Raw genomic sequence first — 15577 nt, forward strand, 5'->3', positions numbered from 1 at the left:
GGTCAGTAGGTGGTCGGCGGGGTGCCCTTCTTGTTCGAGCGGAACAACATGTAGCCGCCGTAGAGGGCGAGCGCGATGAGGGCGATCCAGAAGAGTCCCTCGAGTAGCGGGCCGAGGACGGCCAGCGCGATCAGTACGACCGCGATGACGCCCAGGACCTTCCAGAAGGTCATGCCGGTGGTGTTCGTCGATGTGCTCATGCGCCCAGTCTGCGCCCGCCGAAGCCGGAAAGCGATGGTCGACGGCACTTCTGGGGCGAACTTCAGGGACTTCCCCGAGAAAGCCCCCACCCCTGGGCCCCTACCGCGCGAACCAGGCCTCGGCGTTGCCGCTGAGCGCCTTCTCGATGCGCAGCGCGGACGTGTCGGTCAGGTCGGACGGCAGTGCGTCGGGCGCGAACCACGCGACGTCGGAGTTCTCGTCGTCGGCCGCCCGCGGGTCGCCGTCGACGTACCGCGCGAGGAAACAGACATCCAGATAGCGGGTCTGGTCGCCGTTCGGGTAGGTGATCAGCGGGGTGACGTCGATGCTGGTCAGCCGGACTATCTCGGCGGTGACCGCGGTCTCCTCCCGGACCTCGCGCAGGGCGGCCCGCGCCGGTTCCTCCCCCGGTTCGAGGACGCCGGACACGACGGCCCACTGCCCGTTGTCGACGCGCCGGGTGAGCAGCACCCGCCCGGAGTCGTCGAGGACGACGACGCTGACGCCGGACAGCCAGAGTTCGCGGTGACCGACCTGCGCTCGCAGGTCTCGGATGAATTCGGGAATGGGCACCTCCACATCCTGCCCGCCGGGGGCGAACGATGCCGGACGGGGCGGATCGTCGGGAGTGCGGGTCGGACGCTGATTTCCGCCCCGCGCACAATGTGACCCATGAGGATCTCCCGACGTGCCGACGGGATCGCACCGTTCCAGGCCATGGAGTTCGCGAAGCGGGCGGCCGAACTCGAGGCGGCGGGCCATTCCGTCGTGAAGCTGAACATCGGCGAACCCGACTTCGGGCCGCCGCCGGACGTCCTCGCCGCGGCCCGCGAGGCGACCCAACGCCCTCTCGCCTACACCGGTGCCCTCGGCCTGCCGCAACTGCGGGAGGCCATCGCGGAGTTCTACGGCCACCACTTCGGGGCTTCGGTGGATCCGGCACGGGTGGCGGTCACCGCCGGCGCGTCGGCGGCGCTCCTGATGGCCTGCGCAGCATTGATCGACCCGGGCGACGAGGTGCTCATCGGCGATCCCTCCTATCCGTGCAACCGCCAGTTCGCGCACGCTTTCGGCGCGCGGGTGAGGCTGCTGCCGACCACCCCCGCGACCCGGTTCCAGCTCACCACCGCCCAGGTGGACGACGCGTGGTCGGACTCCGCCCGCGGGGTCATCGTGGCCACCCCCTCGAACCCGACCGGCACCTCGATGCCCTACGATGAGCTCGTGGCCATGTGCGATCTGGCTGCCGCGCGCGAGGGATGGTCGATCGTCGACGAGATCTATCTCGGCCTGTCCGACCCCGCCCCAGACGGTCGGCCGCCGCGCAGCGTCCTGGCCGCCGACTCGCCGAGCATCGCCGAGACGGTCGTGATCAACAGTTTCTCCAAGTACTTCGGGATGACCGGGTGGCGGTTGGGATGGTGCATCGTCCCCGACGAACTCATCGGGGTATTGGAGAGGCTGGCACAGAACTTCTATGTGTGCCCGCCGACACCGTCGCAGTATGCGGCGCTGGCCTGCTTCACCCCGGACTCGCTCGCGGTCGCCGAACACAACCGCCGTGAATTCGCGCGGCGGCGGCAACTCGTCGTCGACGGACTCGCCGGCATCGGACTCGAGGTGCCGGTCATCCCCGACGGCGCGTTCTACGTCTACCTCGACGTCGGTTCCACCGGGATGACATCGGCCGAGTTCTGCGACCGGGTGCTCGCCGAGGCCCACGTCGCCATGACCCCGGGCAACGACTTCGGGGTGGCGGGCGCGGACCGATACGTCCGCCTGTCCTATGCCGCATCCACCGACGACCTCACCCTCGCCCTCGAACGGCTCCGTACGTTCGTGGGCGCCGGGCACGTCCCACTTCGATGAGGAGAACCGAGTACATGAGCTCCACGCGCACAGTCCGTTCCGAACGCCTCGCCGACGAGGTGACCCCGATACTGGCGGCGCGCACCGAGGGCGATCCACGGGTACCGGGTGTGGTCGCGGGCGTGACGACCGACGAGGAGACCGTGTTCCTGGGCGCCGCCGGAGTTCGTGCCCTGGACGACCCACAACCGATGACCGTCGACTCGGTGTTCGCGATGTTCTCCGCGACCAAAGCGGTCACCGCGACGGTTGCACTCCAGCTCGTCGAGGACGGGGATCTCGACCTGCACGCACCCGCACGCTCTTACGTACCGGCGCTCGGCGAACTCCAGGTGATCGAGGGCTTCGACGACGACGGTCGGCCACGTCTCCGTCCGGCGGCCTCCGACGTCACGACACATCAGTTGCTGACGCACACCGCAGGTTTCGGCTACGACTTCTTCAACGAGACGTATCGTCGACTGACCGCGGACCACGGCGTACCGGCCGTTGCCACGGCGACCCGGGCATCGTTGCGGACCCCGCTCCTGTTCGATCCCGGCACACAGTGGGAATACGGTTCCGGGCTGGACTGGGCCGGACAGGTGATCGAGGCCGTCGCCGGACGCCGTCTCCGCGAGGTGATGGACGAACGGGTTCTCAGACCACTCGGCATGTCCGACACCGGCTTCGCGCTCACCGACGACACCCGGAGCCGGCGGGCCGTCCTCCATATGCGCAAGCGGGGCGAGCTCGTGCCCAACCACCGGTGGGAACAACCCGTCGACCCGGAGATCGACATGGGCGGGCAAGGCCTCTGGTCGACGGTCCCCGACTATCTGCGATTCCTGCGAATGTGGTTGCGCGGCGGACGTTCCGACAACGGCGAACAGATCCTGCGGCCGGACACCGTCGAGGTCGCGTTACGGAACCAGATCGGCGATCTCGCGGTGCGCCGGCTGCCCGGCGTGATCCCACCGCTGAGCCACGACGTCGAATTCGATCCAGGGGCACCGAAATCCTGGTCCTATCCGTTCATGGTGAACGACACCGACACACCAACCGGCCGGAAGGCAGGATCGCAGTCGTGGGCGGGACTGGCCAACCTCTACTACTGGATCGATCCCAGCACCCGGATCGGCGGTTTCTGGGCCACCCAGATCTTCCCCTTCTTCGACCCTGCGTCGGTCGGCGGGTTCCGCGACTTCGAAACCGCCACGTACCGGTCGCTTCACGCCTGACCTCGCGGCGCGTCCAGCAGTAGGTGACACTGAGCGATGCCCAGTTGTCCTACCCGGTGAGAGCGCAAGCCCCGGTGCGACATCACGACGCACTCAGAGTCTGCCGGTTCGGAGCATGTCTCGCGATCCGATTGCCGGCAAACTGGGCCGTCGCGAATTCGTCCAGTACTCCGTTCCCGCGCGAAGGTTATCCGCTGCGGGAACGGAGTACGGAGGGACATTCACTATGGAGTTGTCAAGGTACAGTCGCGGTCCCGGGCAGCGTCCGGGTGCGGAAGGTGCTACGTGAGAACGGTTGTCGGGCGGACCTTCAGGCGGCGTCGTCGAGTCGCATGGTGCGACGGTTGTAGGCGGGTAGGGGTCGGCGTTGGGGGTCGACGGTGGCGGGCGGCACGAGCCACGGGTGTCGGTCGAAGCCCATGACGATGTCCCAGCCGTGGTGGTGGACCTGGGTATGACAGCGTTGGCAGAGCAGGCAGCCGTTATCGAGGTCGGTGGGACCACCGTCGGCCCAATGGGCGACGTGGTGAACTTGCGTATGTGCTGGTGGCGCACCGCATTTGACACAGCAGGCGTCTCGCACGATCACGGCCTTACGGATATGTGCCGGGAACAGGCGGTGCGTGTGGCCCATCTGCAGGGGTACGCCTTCCCCGTCGAGGATGATCTCGGTGAGCAACCCGTCGCACGACAGCTGTTTCGCTGTTGCCTGGCTGACGGATCCGGTCCACGGCAGGGTTGCGGGATCAGCGCCGGTGGCGGGAATGGTCAGCATCAGTTGGGTACGTGGGGAACCGACGGTGTCGAGGGTGGCACCGATCGCGGCTTGGTCGAGGATGAGTTCGAAGGCGTCGGCGCGGCGTTGTTCGGCGGTGCGGCGGTCGTCGGCGCCGTCGGGTTCAGGTCGTGGGCAGGAGCGTTCGTCGATCATGGACAGGAACTTTTCGCCGACGACCTGTGTGAGGTCGGCGCGGATGTCGACGCGTCCGTCGTCGGTGGTGTGGACGTTGACCGCGTTCCGGCTGGCATCGTCCGACGGTGGGATCCCGGTGTCGGAGGCGTCGGCGAGTGTGTTGCCGATGGCCCGAGCATGCTTGAGCACTTCAGTCGGTGTTGCGCCCGAGAGTGCTTGGGCGATGAGTTCGATCTCGTACCGTGAGCGCTCGTCATCGGAAATACTTTCGGCGCAACACTTCTCGATCTGCGCCACGCCGCGGATGATGGCGTCGGCGACTTCCGCGGACAGGCGTCCGTCGGCGGCATGACGAGCCATGGCGGGCAGTGCGGGGAGAGCGTCGATGCTCCGCATGGTGCGTAACGCTGCGGCGGGTGGGTACCCCATCTCGATCAACATCTTCTTGGTGGTGCCACCCGCCTTCTGTGCAACACCCAGGTCGTCGAGTTGCGCTGCATACGTGGCGATCTGGTGATCGACGGTGTTGCGGATCAGGCGCAGCGTCTCGAGGGCGTCGAACGTTGCCCTGCCCGTGGGGTCGTCGGTGGGTGGGGCGGTCTCGATGAGTTGATCGAGGAGAGTGGCGAGCTCTGGCATGACTCCAAGGTACAGGAACATAGGTTCGATCACGAGGGTTTTCCACAGGTCATATCCGCGAAATCGTCGACTGTGCAGTCAATTTCGTCGACTGTGCGTCGATTGGCGTTGACTGTGCGTAGATCGTTGACAGGTGTGGGCTCCGGTCGCGTTTTGACTCGGGAGGCGGAGAGATCGTCGCCGGGTTGGGGAGTCCGGTCACCAAGTGGCTTCGACTCGGCTCCTCGCTTCGCTCGGTGCCGGCTCAACCAGCGGGGGGTGGCTTCGACTCGGCGCCTCGCTCCGCTCGGTGCCGGCTCAACCAGCGAGGGCGTGGCTTCGACTCGGCGCCTCGCTCCGCTCGGTGCCGGCTCAACCAGCGGGGGGTGGCTTCGACTCGGCGCCGGCAACCAGCGGCGGCCGGAACCGGCCGATGCATCGACACCCCCAGACTTCTGGGACGCTCGCGAACCCAGAACTCTGGCCCGGGCAATTCCCGCGTTCGAGGGATGGCGGGAACAAAAGGGCCTCAGCCACTCTGAGTCGCATGGAGCAGCCGGCCCCGGCGCACCACCGACTCGAAGGAATCACCGTGTCCATCACCTCCGAACCCATCGACTCCACCGACTTCGACGCCCTGCTGTCCGCCGCCGCCGGCCCCGTCCTGACCCCGGCCGACGAGGGTTACACCGCCGAGCTGACCGGCTTCAACCTCGCGGCGATCCCGGCTGCCGACGTGGTCGTCGGGGCGACGAACGCCGCCGATGTCGCCGCCGCCGTACGGTACGCGCGCTCCAACGGGCTGCGCGTCAGTGCGCGGGCCACCGGGCACGGTTCCCCCATCGAGGGGCGGGGCACGGTCGTGGTCACCACGTCCCGGATGACCGAGATCAGCGTCGACCCGGTCACCAGGACCGCACGGGTCGGCGCCGGTGTGCGGTGGCGCGATGTGGCCGCCGCGACCGCGCCCCACGGTCTCACCGGGCTCGTCGGCTCGTCGTCGTCGGTGGGCGTCGTCGGATACACACTCGGCGGTGGCCTGAGTCCTCTCGGTCGCCAATTCGGTTACGCCGCCGACCATGTCCGTTCGATCGAGCTCGTCACCGCCGACGGTATCGTCCGCACGGTCGACGCATCCGCGGGTTCGGACCTGTTCTGGGCACTGCTCGGCGGACGCGACGGCTTCGGCATCGTCACCGCACTCGAATTCGAGCTGTTCGATCTGCCGACCGTCTACGGCGGCGGGATCTTCTTCGCCGGTTCCGCGGCGGGCGATGTCCTCCATGCGTGGCGTGAGTGGGCCCCGACGCTCCCCGAGGAAGCCGGGACCTCGGTGGCGATCCTCCGCCTCCCGCCGGACCCCAACCTGCCCCCGCCCCTACAGGGTCAGCTCGCCGTGCACGTCCGCTACACCCACACCGGGGACCCGGCCACCGCCGCCGCGTTGCTCGCACCGATGCGGTCGGCGGGTCCGATCCTCCTGGAGAACATCGACGTCCTCCCGACCGCTGCGCTCGACGCGGTACACATGGACCCGCCCGGGCCGATGCCGAGTGCCGAACGCGGCTGCGTACTCGCCGACTTCCCGGCGTCTGCTGTGGACGCGCTGCTCGCGGTAGCCGGGCCGCAGGTCGCGAGCCCGCTGGCCATCGTCGAGGTCCGTCTCCTGGGTGGCCGGTTGCGGTCGCCGCAGCGCGTACCCAACGCCGTCGTGGGACGCGATGGCGCGTTCTCCGTCCTCGCCATCGGCGTACCCGCCGGCCCGCTGGGCGAACAGGTCGGTGAGCATCTCACGGCCGTCACCGACGCGGTGGCCGCCCACTCCTGTGGAGCGCTGCTCAACTTCTCCGGGCGGACGGCAACCGAACGCGACGCGCTGTGGTCGACCGACCAGCGGACGCGCCTGGAGACCATCCGACGACGCCACGATCCGGCCGGTGTCCTCCGTCCGGGGGACCCCACTATTGTGGGATAGACATCCGTGCAGCTCATGCCCACAATTGTCGAATGACATCGAGTCTGACCGCCGAGCGTGTGCGCCGCGACATCGAGGTCGTGGCCCACGCCGGCCTCGGTCTCGACGACTTCTTCGCCGAGACCGTCGACTCCCTGAGCCGCGCGGTGCCCGTCGACGCGGTCTGCATCGGCACCTTCGATCCCAACACCGTCCTGCTCACCAGCGCCCGAAAGTACGGATCACTGCTCGGCGAGGATCACCGGGACCCGGACTGGGGTCTCCTCGAATACGGGCAGGTCGAGCCGACGGCATACCGCGAGATGGTGGCCGCCAAACGCGATGCGGTCGGACTCAACCTCCTCAACCGGGGCGCCACCGAACGGTCTAATCGGATGTCGCAGTTGATGATTCCCGAATACTGCTTCCACGACGAGGCCCGCTTGGTGCTGCGTGACGGGGACCGGGCGTGGGCCGGGATCGCGATGTTCCGCAGCGGGGCCGGATGCCGGCCCTTCGACGCCGACGAGATCGACTTCCTGGGTTCGCTGTCGCGCACTCTCGCCTACGGCGTGCGCGTGGGGTTGCTGAGCAGTGTGGTCGCCGGCGGGGCGAGCGCCGCCGCCCCTGCCACCGTCGACGCGCCGAGTCCGCCACCGCCGACCGGCCACGGTCCGGCGGTGCTGATCATCGACCGCAGCAACGAGATCGTGCAGATGAGCGCCGGCAGCCAGGAGCGCATCGCCGACCTCGCGTCCGGTCCGAACGGCGCGGCGGTGATGAACCCGATCTACGGCCTTATCGGAGCCGCACGCCGTTACGGCTCGGGTGAGTCCTCCGTCCCGCCGCGCCTCCGGGTGCGCGGGGCGTCGGGCATGTGGCTCGTCATCCACGCGTCGCCGCTGTCGTCGGCCGACGGCCGGGTCGGCGAGGTCGTGGTGACCATCGAGGAGGCCCGCCCGCCCGAGATCATCCCGCTGGTCGTCGAGGCTTTCGGGCTCACCGCCCGTGAACGCGACGTCACCCAGATGGTGCTGCAGAGTGTGGCCACCAAGGACATCGCCACCGCCCTGCACGTTTCCGCCTACACCGTGCAGGACCACTTGAAATCCATCTTCGACAAGGCCGGCGTCCGCAGCCGGCGCGAGCTGATCGCGCGGATCTACTTCGACCAGTACGCCCAGCGCCTCAACGATCCGCTGCTGCCGTCCGGATCGTTCGCCGCCGCCGACAGCGAGCTCTAGCAGCCCCTCCCCCGTACCCGCCCAGTGCGCGTATCGCACCGGGCGGGTTCGTCGTCGTCTCACTGTGAGACGTACGCCCTGCCACACCGTGTGACGAACGGGCCGGGGTCTCGCACGCGGCCGCGGCGTGCCGGGGCATGATGGACGGGCGACGGACATCCGCGTACCAGCGTCCGCCCACCTGACCGACGAGGAAGTGCGATGACCACACCCATGTCCCGGCGGGACCTCGAGTTCCTGCTCTACGAATGGCTCGATGTCGAGGCGCTGACCTCGCGGGAGCGCTTCTCGGCACACTCGCGGGAGACCTTCGACGCCGTGCTCGAACTCAGCGCCGACATCGCGATGAAGTGCTTCGCACCCGCCAACAAGATCGGCGACGCCAACGAGCCCTACATCGGCGACGACGGCAAGGTCGTCCTGCCCGACGAGATCGTCGCCGGCCTCACCGAGTACCGCAAGGCCGGTCTCATCTCGGCCTCCTTCGACGACGAACTCGGCGGCATGCAACTGCCCACCGTCATCCGCCAGGCCTCCGCCGTGTGGTTCCAGGCCGCCAACGCCGCGATGTCGTCGTACAACTTCCTCACCGTCGGCAACGCCAACCTGCTCGCCGAGTACGCCACCCCCGAACAACTCGACACCTGGGTCCGTCCGCTGGTCGACGGCCGCTTCTCGGGCACCATGTGCCTGTCCGAACCACAAGCCGGGTCGTCGCTGGCCGACATCACCACCAAGGCCGAACCCGCAGGCGACGGCACCTACCGGATCACCGGCACCAAGATGTGGATCTCAGCCGGCGACCACGAACTGACCGAGAACATCGTCCACCTCGTGCTCGCGAAGATCCCCGGCGGCGGCCCCGGCGTCAAGGGCATCTCGCTGTTCATCGTGCCCAAGTACCTCGCCGACGGCACCCGCAACGACGTCGCACTCGTCGGCCTCAACCACAAGATGGGCAACCGCGCCACCACCAACACCCTGCTCAACTTCGGCGACGGCACGTTCGCCACAGACGCCGCTCCCGGCGCTGTAGACGATCAGCCCGCTCGCTCCGCTCCCGGCGCTGCAGACGACCAGCCCGCTCGCTCCGCTCCCGGCGCTGTGGGCTACCTCGTCGGCCACGAACACCGCGGCCTCTCCTACATGTTCCACATGATGAACGAAGCCCGCATCGGCGTCGGATTCCTCGCCACCGCACTGGGATACGCCGGCTACCGGGCGTCACTGGATTACGCCAAGGTGCGCACACAGGGCCGGCCAGTCGACCAGAAAGATCCTGCGACCAAACCGGTTCCGATCATCGAACACGCCGACGTCCGACGCATGCTGCTGGCCCAGAAGTCCTACGTCGAGGGCGCACTGGCCTTCGGGCTGTACTGCAGCACCCTCGTCGACGAAGCGGCCACCACCCAGGACGCCGACGAACGTGCCCGGTTGAACCTGCTGCTCGAGGTACTCACCCCGATCGCGAAGAGCTGGCCGTCGCAGTGGTGCCTCGAGGCCAACAGTCTCGCCATCCAGGTCCTCGGCGGCTACGGCTACACCCGCGAGTTCGATGTCGAGCAGTACTACCGCGACAACCGCCTGAACCCGATCCACGAAGGCGCACACGGCATCCACGGCATCGACCTGCTCGGCCGCAAGGTGATCATGCAGGGCGGGGCCGGACTCGCCGCGCTCGCGGAGACCATCGGCGCCACGATCACCCGTGCACGCGAGGTCGACGCGGCCTCCGGCTACGCCGACACCCTGCAGTCCGCCGTGGACCGCCTGGTGAAGGTCACCGCCCACATCTGGTCGGCCGACGACCCCAAGCTGTCACTGGCCAACGCCACGATCTACCTCGAGACCACCGGGCACATCGTCCTCGCGTGGGTGTGGCTCGAGCAACTCCTGGCCGCCGACGGCCGCACCGGCGACTTCTACGAGGGCAAACGCGCGGCGGCGCAGTACTTCTTCCGGTACGAACTGCCCAAGACCGGCCCGCAGCTCGACCTGCTGACGGCCCTCGACAGCACGACACTCGACGTCGAACCGGCCTGGTTCTGACGAGTTCCACCCCACGGCCGGCGTACCGCGCCGGCCCATCGGTGAGTATGCAAGGGAGACAACGATGTCCGTGATGGATCTGTTCGACACCACCGGCAAGGTGGTCATCGTGACCGGCGCGTCGTCCGGGTTGGGCGTCTCGTTCGCGCGCGGATTCGCCGAGGCCGGCGCCGACGTGGTCCTCGCCGCCCGTCGGGCGGAGAAGCTCGCCGACACCGCGGCGGCCGTCGAGGCCCTGGGCCGTAAGGCACTCGTGGTGCCCGCCGACGTCGCCGAACCCGAACAGTGCCAGCGCGTCGTTGACGCCGCCATGGAAACGTTCGGCAAAGTCGACGTACTCATCAACAACGCGGGCGTCGGGACCGCCTACCCGGCGACACGCGAGACCCCGGAACAGTTCCGAGGCGTCATCGACGTCAACCTGAACGGTTCGTACTGGATGGCCCAGGCCTGCGGGCGGGTCATGCAGCCGGGAAGCGCCATCATCAACATCTCGTCGATCCTCGGCATCACCACCGCCGGGCTGCCGCAAGCGGCCTACGCGGCGAGCAAGGCCGGCGTCATCGGCCTCACCCGAGACCTCGCCCAGCAATGGGGCGCGCGCAAGGGCATTCGGGTCAATGCCATCGCCCCCGGCTTCTTCGAGAGCGAGATGACCGACACCTACCAGCCCGGATACCTCGACTCACAGATGCCGCGAGTCCTGCTCGGCCGCACCGGACACGGCGAAGAACTCGCGGCCACCGCGATCTGGTTGTCCTCGGCCGCCGCCGGATACGTCACCGGTCAGACGCTCCCCGTCGATGGCGGGATCACGGTCACCTAGACCCCGCCCGGGATTTCGTAGCAAAAGTGCGCGCTATAAGCCATCTTTCGCTACGGAATCGGGGAGCAGGGTTCTCCCACCCCTAGACTGACGGCAATGGACCCTTCATCTAGGCCACAGCTGCACCCGACCCTGCGCGAGCCGGTCAACCGAGTCGATCCGCGCGCCAAGACCCTGTGGCGCATCGGCCCGCTGGTCCTCGGTGGCGCGGCCTTCGTCGCCGCCGTAGTCGTGGCCGTCGTCGTCGATGAGGCCCGATGGGCCGCCGTGCTGGGCTCCGTCGCCATCGCCGTCCTGACCACCGCCTACATCGCGGTTGTCCCGCAGTGGCGCTACCGCTTCCATCGGTGGGAGGTCAGTGAGGACGCGGTGTACTCGCAATCGGGCTGGTTCGTCCGGCACCGCGTGATCATCCCGATCGCCCGAATACAGGTGGTGGACACCGAGGCCGGCCCGTTCGAGCAGTTCCTCGGGCTGGCGACTCTCACCGTCACCACGGCGTCGTCGGCCGGCACCATCCACATCGCCGGCCTCGACGCCGAGGTCGCGCGGACGACCGCCGCCGACCTGACCATCCGCACACAGGCTTTCACCGATGACGCGACCTGAGCCGTTCGCCGTCGACGGGCCCGACGACTGGCACCGGCTGTCGCCGTGGATGATGGCGGTCAAACCCGTCGAACTCCTGCCCTCACTGGTGCCGGTCGTGATCGCGCTGGTCTTCGCCGGTTCGGGCGCACCGCTCTTCACCCTGATCGCCACGGCGGTGATCGTGCCGTTCGTGACGGTGGTGCCCTGGCTGACCACGCGCTACCAGGTCACCGATGAACACGTCCGGGTGCGCAGCGGACTGATCACCCGCAAGGTCGCGACCGCGCGCCGGGACCGGATCCGCAGCGTCGACCTCACGGCCTCCCCGGTGCACCGCGTGCTGAAACTGCAGAAGGTCAAGATCGGCACCGGCGGTGACGACGAGTCGTCGACGGTCGTCCTCACCGCTCTCCCCGTGGACCAGGCGCGGGCACTGCACGACAACCTGATGGCGACGCGCACCCACCGGGGACCGTCATCGGCGGCCGACGGGACACATCCCGACGATCCGGCCGCCGCGGAACCCGAAGCCGAGGTGCTGGCCCGGTTCCAGACCTCCTGGCTGCGCTACTCCCCCTTCTCGGTCGCCGGGCTCGCGCTGGCCGCCGGCGCGGCCGGCCTCACCGCGCAGATCGCCAACGACGCCGGGGTCTTCGACGAGGGGATCGGCATCGCGCGCGACGCCGTCGACGCGGTGCGCGACACCGCGATCGGATTCGTCGTCCTGGGGGCGTGCCTCCTCGTGATCATCGTCGGCGGCGTCCTGTCGGTCCTGGGGTACGTCCTGAACTACTGGAACTTCCGGCTCCTCCGCCATCCCGACGGGACCCTGCGCACCGAACGCGGACTGCTCACCACCAACGCGATCAGCTTCGACGAGCGGCGTATCCGTGGCAGTCACCTCACCGAGCCGGTACTCATGCGGCCACTGAAAGGTGCTCGGCTGCAGGCGATCGCCACCGGCAGCACCAAACACCCGCTGCTGCTCCCGCCGGCACCCATCGACGAGGCCATGCGCGTCGCGGGACTCGTCACCCACGAACGGGCCGAGCTGACCACACCGCTCGTCGGACACGGCACCACCGCCCGGTTGCGCCGCCTCAACCGCGGATTCCTGTGCGGGGCCGCCGCACTCGTCGTCATCGGCATCGCCGTCGTCACCCGCGCCATCCCGGCACCCTGGCTCGTGGTGGGAGTCGTCGCAGTCCTCTTCTCGACCGCACTCGGCGTCGTCCGCGCCCGTCATCTCGGACATCGGTTGACGGCTCGCTCGGTGGTCATCGCCCCGCCGAGCGTCGCCCGGCAACGCGTGGTCGTCGACCGGGACGGCGTGATCGGCTGGGCCAGCCGCACGTCGCTCTTCCAACGCCGGGGCGGCGTGACCACGCTGATCCTCGCCACGGCCGCGGGCGCCGAGCACTACGCGCTCGTCGACGTCGAGGAGGAGACCGCGGCGGCCGTGGCCCACGACGTCTCGCCCGACTGGATCCGCCCGTTCCTCACACGCTGACCTCGACGGTCAGTACAGGGGCAGGCCGGCCGCGGCGGCGAGCAATCCGAGCACCGCGCAGACGCCGAGGGTGCGGAGCACGGACTGCTTGAGCGGATAGATGAGGACGAAGGCGATCACCGTGATCACGACCGCGAGCGGCCGCAGCGTGTCGAGGTGCGGAACCGCGAGGTGCAGCGGTCCGGCGGTGACGACCGTGGTGTCGCGGAAGAGCGTGTGCAGGGCGAAGTAGAGGGCGAGGTTCGCGATCACGCCCACCACCGCCGCGGTGACGCCGTTCAGCGCGGACGTGAGATGCCGGTTGTTGCGCAGCTTTTCGATGAACGGTGCCCCGAGGAAGATGAACACGAAACTCGGCACGAAGGTGACCCAGGTGGTCAACAGCGCGCCGATGGTCGCCGCGACCCAGGGATCGAGTCCGCCGGGATCGCGGTAGGCGCCGAGGAACGCGACGAACTGGACGACCATGATGAGGGGGCCGGGCGTCGTCTCGGCCAGTCCCAGTCCGCGCACCATCTCACCGGGGGTGACCCAGCCGTAGACGTCGACCGCCTGCTGGGCGATGTAGGCCAGGACGGCATAGGCACCGCCGAAGGTGATGAGGGCGGTCCAGGTGAAGAACGTGCCCTGCTGGGTGAACACACTGCCCGTCCCGGTGGTTGCCACGACGATGCCCATCGGGATGACCCAGGCCAGCACACCGACGCCGAGCACGATCGCGGCGCGACGCCAGCTCGGGGACGCCGTGTGGATCGCGTCGTCGGCGATGACCGGCGCCGGCCCGTCGTCCGATGTCTCGGCACGGGCGGTGACATGGTGGCGGCCGGTCAACCAGCCGACGAGGCCGGCCACCGCGATGACGATCGGGAAGGGAAGGGCGAAGACCGCGAGCGCGATGAATGCGGCGACGGCGATGGCGATCTGGATACGCCCGGTGAGTGCCCGCTTGCTGACCCGGGTGACCGCCTGGGCGACGATCGCCAGCACTGCCGGGCCGATACCGGCGAACAGCGCGGCCACGATGGTGGTTGCCCCGAACGCGACGTAGACGGCCGAGAGTCCCAGGATCGCGATCGCGCCCGGCAAGACGAAGAGGATGCCGGCGATCAATCCCCCGGCGGTGCCGTTGAGCAGCCAGCCGACGTAGATGGCGAGTTGCTGCGCCTCGGGTCCCGGCAGCAGCATGCAGTAGTTGAGAGCGTGCAGGAACCGGCGCTGACCGATCCAGCGCCGGTCGTCGACCAGCGCGCGCTGCATCACCGCGATCTGGCCCGCGGGGCCTCCGAAGGTCTGCAGCGAGATCAGGAACCACGCCCAGGTCGCGGTGCGCAACGACACACCCGCCGACGGGTCGACCACTGCGCCCGTCCCACCGGCAGCCGACTCACCGGCCACCGGCTCCGACGGCACCTCCGACCGCCTCGACGAATCCGAACCTCCGGGCAGACCGGATCTCTCCGACATCGCCACACCCAACCCTCTCTCGCGTGCCGCGGGCTTCTGGTGCCACGGCCGTCGTGCAACTCCAGCAGATGCAACCACGGTTACAATCGAGTTGTCCAGGTTTTGATGCACGGTGAGCGACGGGTCACGACATCGGTTGCCGTTGCATGATCTGATGGACATGTCGAGGAGGTGATCGGTGACCGAAGCCTGGGTGATGCTCGTGTACCGGGTACCGCGGGAGCCGTCGACGCCGCGAATCGCGATCTGGCGCAAACTCCGCAGGTACGGCGCATACCAGCTGACCGACGGGGTGGTCCTGCTGCCCGCGAGCCCCCGAACCCGCGAACAACTCGAATGGGTGGCCGAGGACGCGGTCAGCGCCGGCGGCTCGGGCGAGGTCTGGGAGGCCGCGCCCACCAATCCGGCTGAGCTCGAACGGATCCGGACCGAACTCCAGGAGGCGCGCGGCGCCGAGTACGCCGAGATCGTGGCCGAGGCACAACACGTGGCCGAGCACGCCGACGCAGCCAAACAGCTGGGCGCGCTGCGTCGCAGGTTCCGCGAGATCACCCGCCGGGATCATTTTCCGACCGAATCGCGCGAGACCGCCCGCCAAGCGCTCCGCACCCTGGCCGACCAGGTCGTCGAGGCCGAACCGGCGCGGCCGTCATGAGGTGGGCGACGCGCGCCGGCGTTCACATCGACCGGGCGGCCTGCGCATGGCTCATCCGCCGTTACGTCGATCCCGCCGCGGAGTTCGTCTTCGTCACCGATCCCACCGAAATCCCCTCGGATGCCACCGCTTTCGACATGCGCGGGGTCGAGCTGGGCCATCACGACGGCGACTGCACCTTCGAGACAATCCTGCGCAGGCACGACCTGAGCGACCCCGTCCTGTGGGCGATCGCCGAGATCGTCCACGAGGCCGACATCGAAGACGACCGGTACGACGCCCCGGAGGCACCGGGACTCGACGTCGTCCTCCGCGGGTTGTCACTCTCCGGCGACGACACCCGGACACTCCAGGTCGCCGACGCCATCTTCGACGGCCTGTACGAGTACTACCGCCAGCGCACCCTCACCGGCCGCGAACCGTCGTGAGCGAGTGCTCCACGGGGCGCGGTCGTGGTAGA

Annotated in this window: 14 protein-coding genes; 10 read left to right on the forward strand and 4 right to left on the reverse strand. The window is 68.5% G+C overall.

Annotation, left to right across the window (positions count from 1 at the left end; translation table 11 throughout):
• Window positions 1-2 precede the first annotated feature (2 nt).
• Entirely contained in the window at window positions 3-200 is a 198-nt protein-coding gene (locus tag AC3B5T_RS00300) for a hypothetical protein (RefSeq protein ID WP_488358074.1), read from the reverse strand.
• A 100-nt stretch (window positions 201-300) separates the two neighbouring features.
• Window positions 301-774, reverse strand: coding sequence for an NUDIX hydrolase (locus tag AC3B5T_RS00305; RefSeq protein ID WP_488358076.1), 474 nt, complete (start codon window positions 772-774; stop codon window positions 301-303).
• A 99-nt stretch (window positions 775-873) separates the two neighbouring features.
• Here AC3B5T_RS00305 and AC3B5T_RS00310 point away from each other — a divergent pair, with 99 nt between their 5' ends.
• Both AC3B5T_RS00310 and acmB read left to right on the forward strand, forming a co-directional pair.
• Window positions 874-2070, forward strand: a complete 1197-nt coding sequence (locus AC3B5T_RS00310; protein ID WP_488358078.1) for a pyridoxal phosphate-dependent aminotransferase — start codon at window positions 874-876, stop codon at window positions 2068-2070.
• A gap of 14 nt (window positions 2071-2084) precedes the next feature.
• On the forward strand, window positions 2085-3290 hold the full coding sequence (gene acmB / locus AC3B5T_RS00315) for a methyl acetate hydrolase AcmB (protein ID WP_488358080.1): 1206 nt from the start codon (window positions 2085-2087) through the stop codon (window positions 3288-3290).
• A gap of 310 nt (window positions 3291-3600) precedes the next feature.
• On the opposite strand, the gene AC3B5T_RS00320 is transcribed toward acmB, so the two are convergent.
• Entirely contained in the window at window positions 3601-4863 is a 1263-nt protein-coding gene (locus tag AC3B5T_RS00320; RefSeq protein WP_488358736.1) for an HNH endonuclease, read from the reverse strand.
• Between the two features lie 550 nt (window positions 4864-5413).
• Here AC3B5T_RS00320 and AC3B5T_RS00325 point away from each other — a divergent pair.
• From AC3B5T_RS00325 to AC3B5T_RS00350, 6 genes are all read left to right on the forward strand, one after another.
• Window positions 5414-6796 (forward strand): FAD-binding oxidoreductase, encoded by a 1383-nt coding sequence (locus tag AC3B5T_RS00325; protein ID WP_488358081.1) that lies wholly within the window; start codon window positions 5414-5416, stop codon window positions 6794-6796.
• 32 nt (window positions 6797-6828) lie between these two features.
• Window positions 6829-8019 (forward strand): helix-turn-helix transcriptional regulator, encoded by a 1191-nt coding sequence (locus AC3B5T_RS00330; protein WP_488358083.1) that lies wholly within the window; start codon window positions 6829-6831, stop codon window positions 8017-8019.
• A gap of 201 nt (window positions 8020-8220) precedes the next feature.
• A complete protein-coding gene (locus tag AC3B5T_RS00335; RefSeq protein WP_488358084.1) occupies window positions 8221-10071 on the forward strand; it encodes an acyl-CoA dehydrogenase in 1851 nt (616 codons plus the stop codon).
• Between the two features lie 64 nt (window positions 10072-10135).
• Window positions 10136-10897: an SDR family NAD(P)-dependent oxidoreductase gene (locus AC3B5T_RS00340; protein ID WP_439029673.1), complete on the forward strand. Its 762-nt coding sequence runs from the start codon at window positions 10136-10138 to the stop codon at window positions 10895-10897.
• 96 nt (window positions 10898-10993) lie between these two features.
• A complete protein-coding gene (locus AC3B5T_RS00345; protein ID WP_488358085.1) occupies window positions 10994-11506 on the forward strand; it encodes a PH domain-containing protein in 513 nt (170 codons plus the stop codon).
• Complete coding sequence (locus tag AC3B5T_RS00350; RefSeq protein ID WP_488358086.1) at window positions 11493-12998, forward strand: PH domain-containing protein; 1506 nt, start codon at window positions 11493-11495, stop codon at window positions 12996-12998. The genes AC3B5T_RS00345 and AC3B5T_RS00350 overlap by 14 nt, the downstream gene beginning before the upstream one ends.
• Before the next feature lie 9 nt (window positions 12999-13007).
• Here AC3B5T_RS00350 and chrA read toward each other — a convergent pair whose 3' ends face one another.
• Window positions 13008-14468 carry a chromate efflux transporter gene (chrA, locus tag AC3B5T_RS00355; RefSeq protein WP_488358087.1) on the reverse strand — a complete coding sequence of 487 codons (1461 nt, stop codon included), beginning with the start codon at window positions 14466-14468 and terminating at the stop codon, window positions 13008-13010.
• 172 nt (window positions 14469-14640) lie between these two features.
• On the opposite strand from chrA, the gene AC3B5T_RS00360 reads away from it, so the two are divergent.
• Together AC3B5T_RS00360 and AC3B5T_RS00365 are read left to right on the forward strand one after the other, a co-directional pair.
• Window positions 14641-15117: a Chromate resistance protein ChrB gene (locus AC3B5T_RS00360; RefSeq protein ID WP_488358088.1), complete on the forward strand. Its 477-nt coding sequence runs from the start codon at window positions 14641-14643 to the stop codon at window positions 15115-15117.
• Window positions 15114-15545 carry a chromate resistance protein ChrB domain-containing protein gene (locus tag AC3B5T_RS00365; RefSeq protein WP_488358089.1) on the forward strand — a complete coding sequence of 144 codons (432 nt, stop codon included), beginning with the start codon at window positions 15114-15116 and terminating at the stop codon, window positions 15543-15545. Before AC3B5T_RS00360 ends, AC3B5T_RS00365 begins: the two co-directional genes overlap by 4 nt.
• The last annotated feature ends 32 nt before the right edge of the window (window positions 15546-15577 follow it).

The organism is Gordonia sp. G4 (genome assembly GCF_057770005.1).

Bases quoted from the DNA above. Each gene is read 5' to 3' on its own strand.
- AC3B5T_RS00310 (WP_488358078.1), top strand. From the start codon at position 874: ATGAGGATCTCCCGACGTGCCGACGGGATCGCACCGTTCCAGGCCATG.
- AC3B5T_RS00350 (WP_488358086.1), top strand. From the start codon at position 11,493: ATGACGCGACCTGAGCCGTTCGCCGTCGACGGGCCCGACGACTGGCAC.
- AC3B5T_RS00365 (WP_488358089.1), top strand. From the start codon at position 15,114: ATGAGGTGGGCGACGCGCGCCGGCGTTCACATCGACCGGGCGGCCTGC.
- acmB (WP_488358080.1), top strand. From the start codon at position 2,085: ATGAGCTCCACGCGCACAGTCCGTTCCGAACGCCTCGCCGACGAGGTG.
- AC3B5T_RS00320 (WP_488358736.1), bottom strand. From the start codon at position 4,863: ATGTTCCTGTACCTTGGAGTCATGCCAGAGCTCGCCACTCTCCTCGAT.
- AC3B5T_RS00335 (WP_488358084.1), top strand. From the start codon at position 8,221: ATGACCACACCCATGTCCCGGCGGGACCTCGAGTTCCTGCTCTACGAA.
- AC3B5T_RS00330 (WP_488358083.1), top strand. From the start codon at position 6,829: ATGACATCGAGTCTGACCGCCGAGCGTGTGCGCCGCGACATCGAGGTC.
- AC3B5T_RS00340 (WP_439029673.1), top strand. From the start codon at position 10,136: ATGTCCGTGATGGATCTGTTCGACACCACCGGCAAGGTGGTCATCGTG.
- AC3B5T_RS00345 (WP_488358085.1), top strand. From the start codon at position 10,994: ATGGACCCTTCATCTAGGCCACAGCTGCACCCGACCCTGCGCGAGCCG.
- AC3B5T_RS00300 (WP_488358074.1), bottom strand. From the start codon at position 200: ATGAGCACATCGACGAACACCACCGGCATGACCTTCTGGAAGGTCCTG.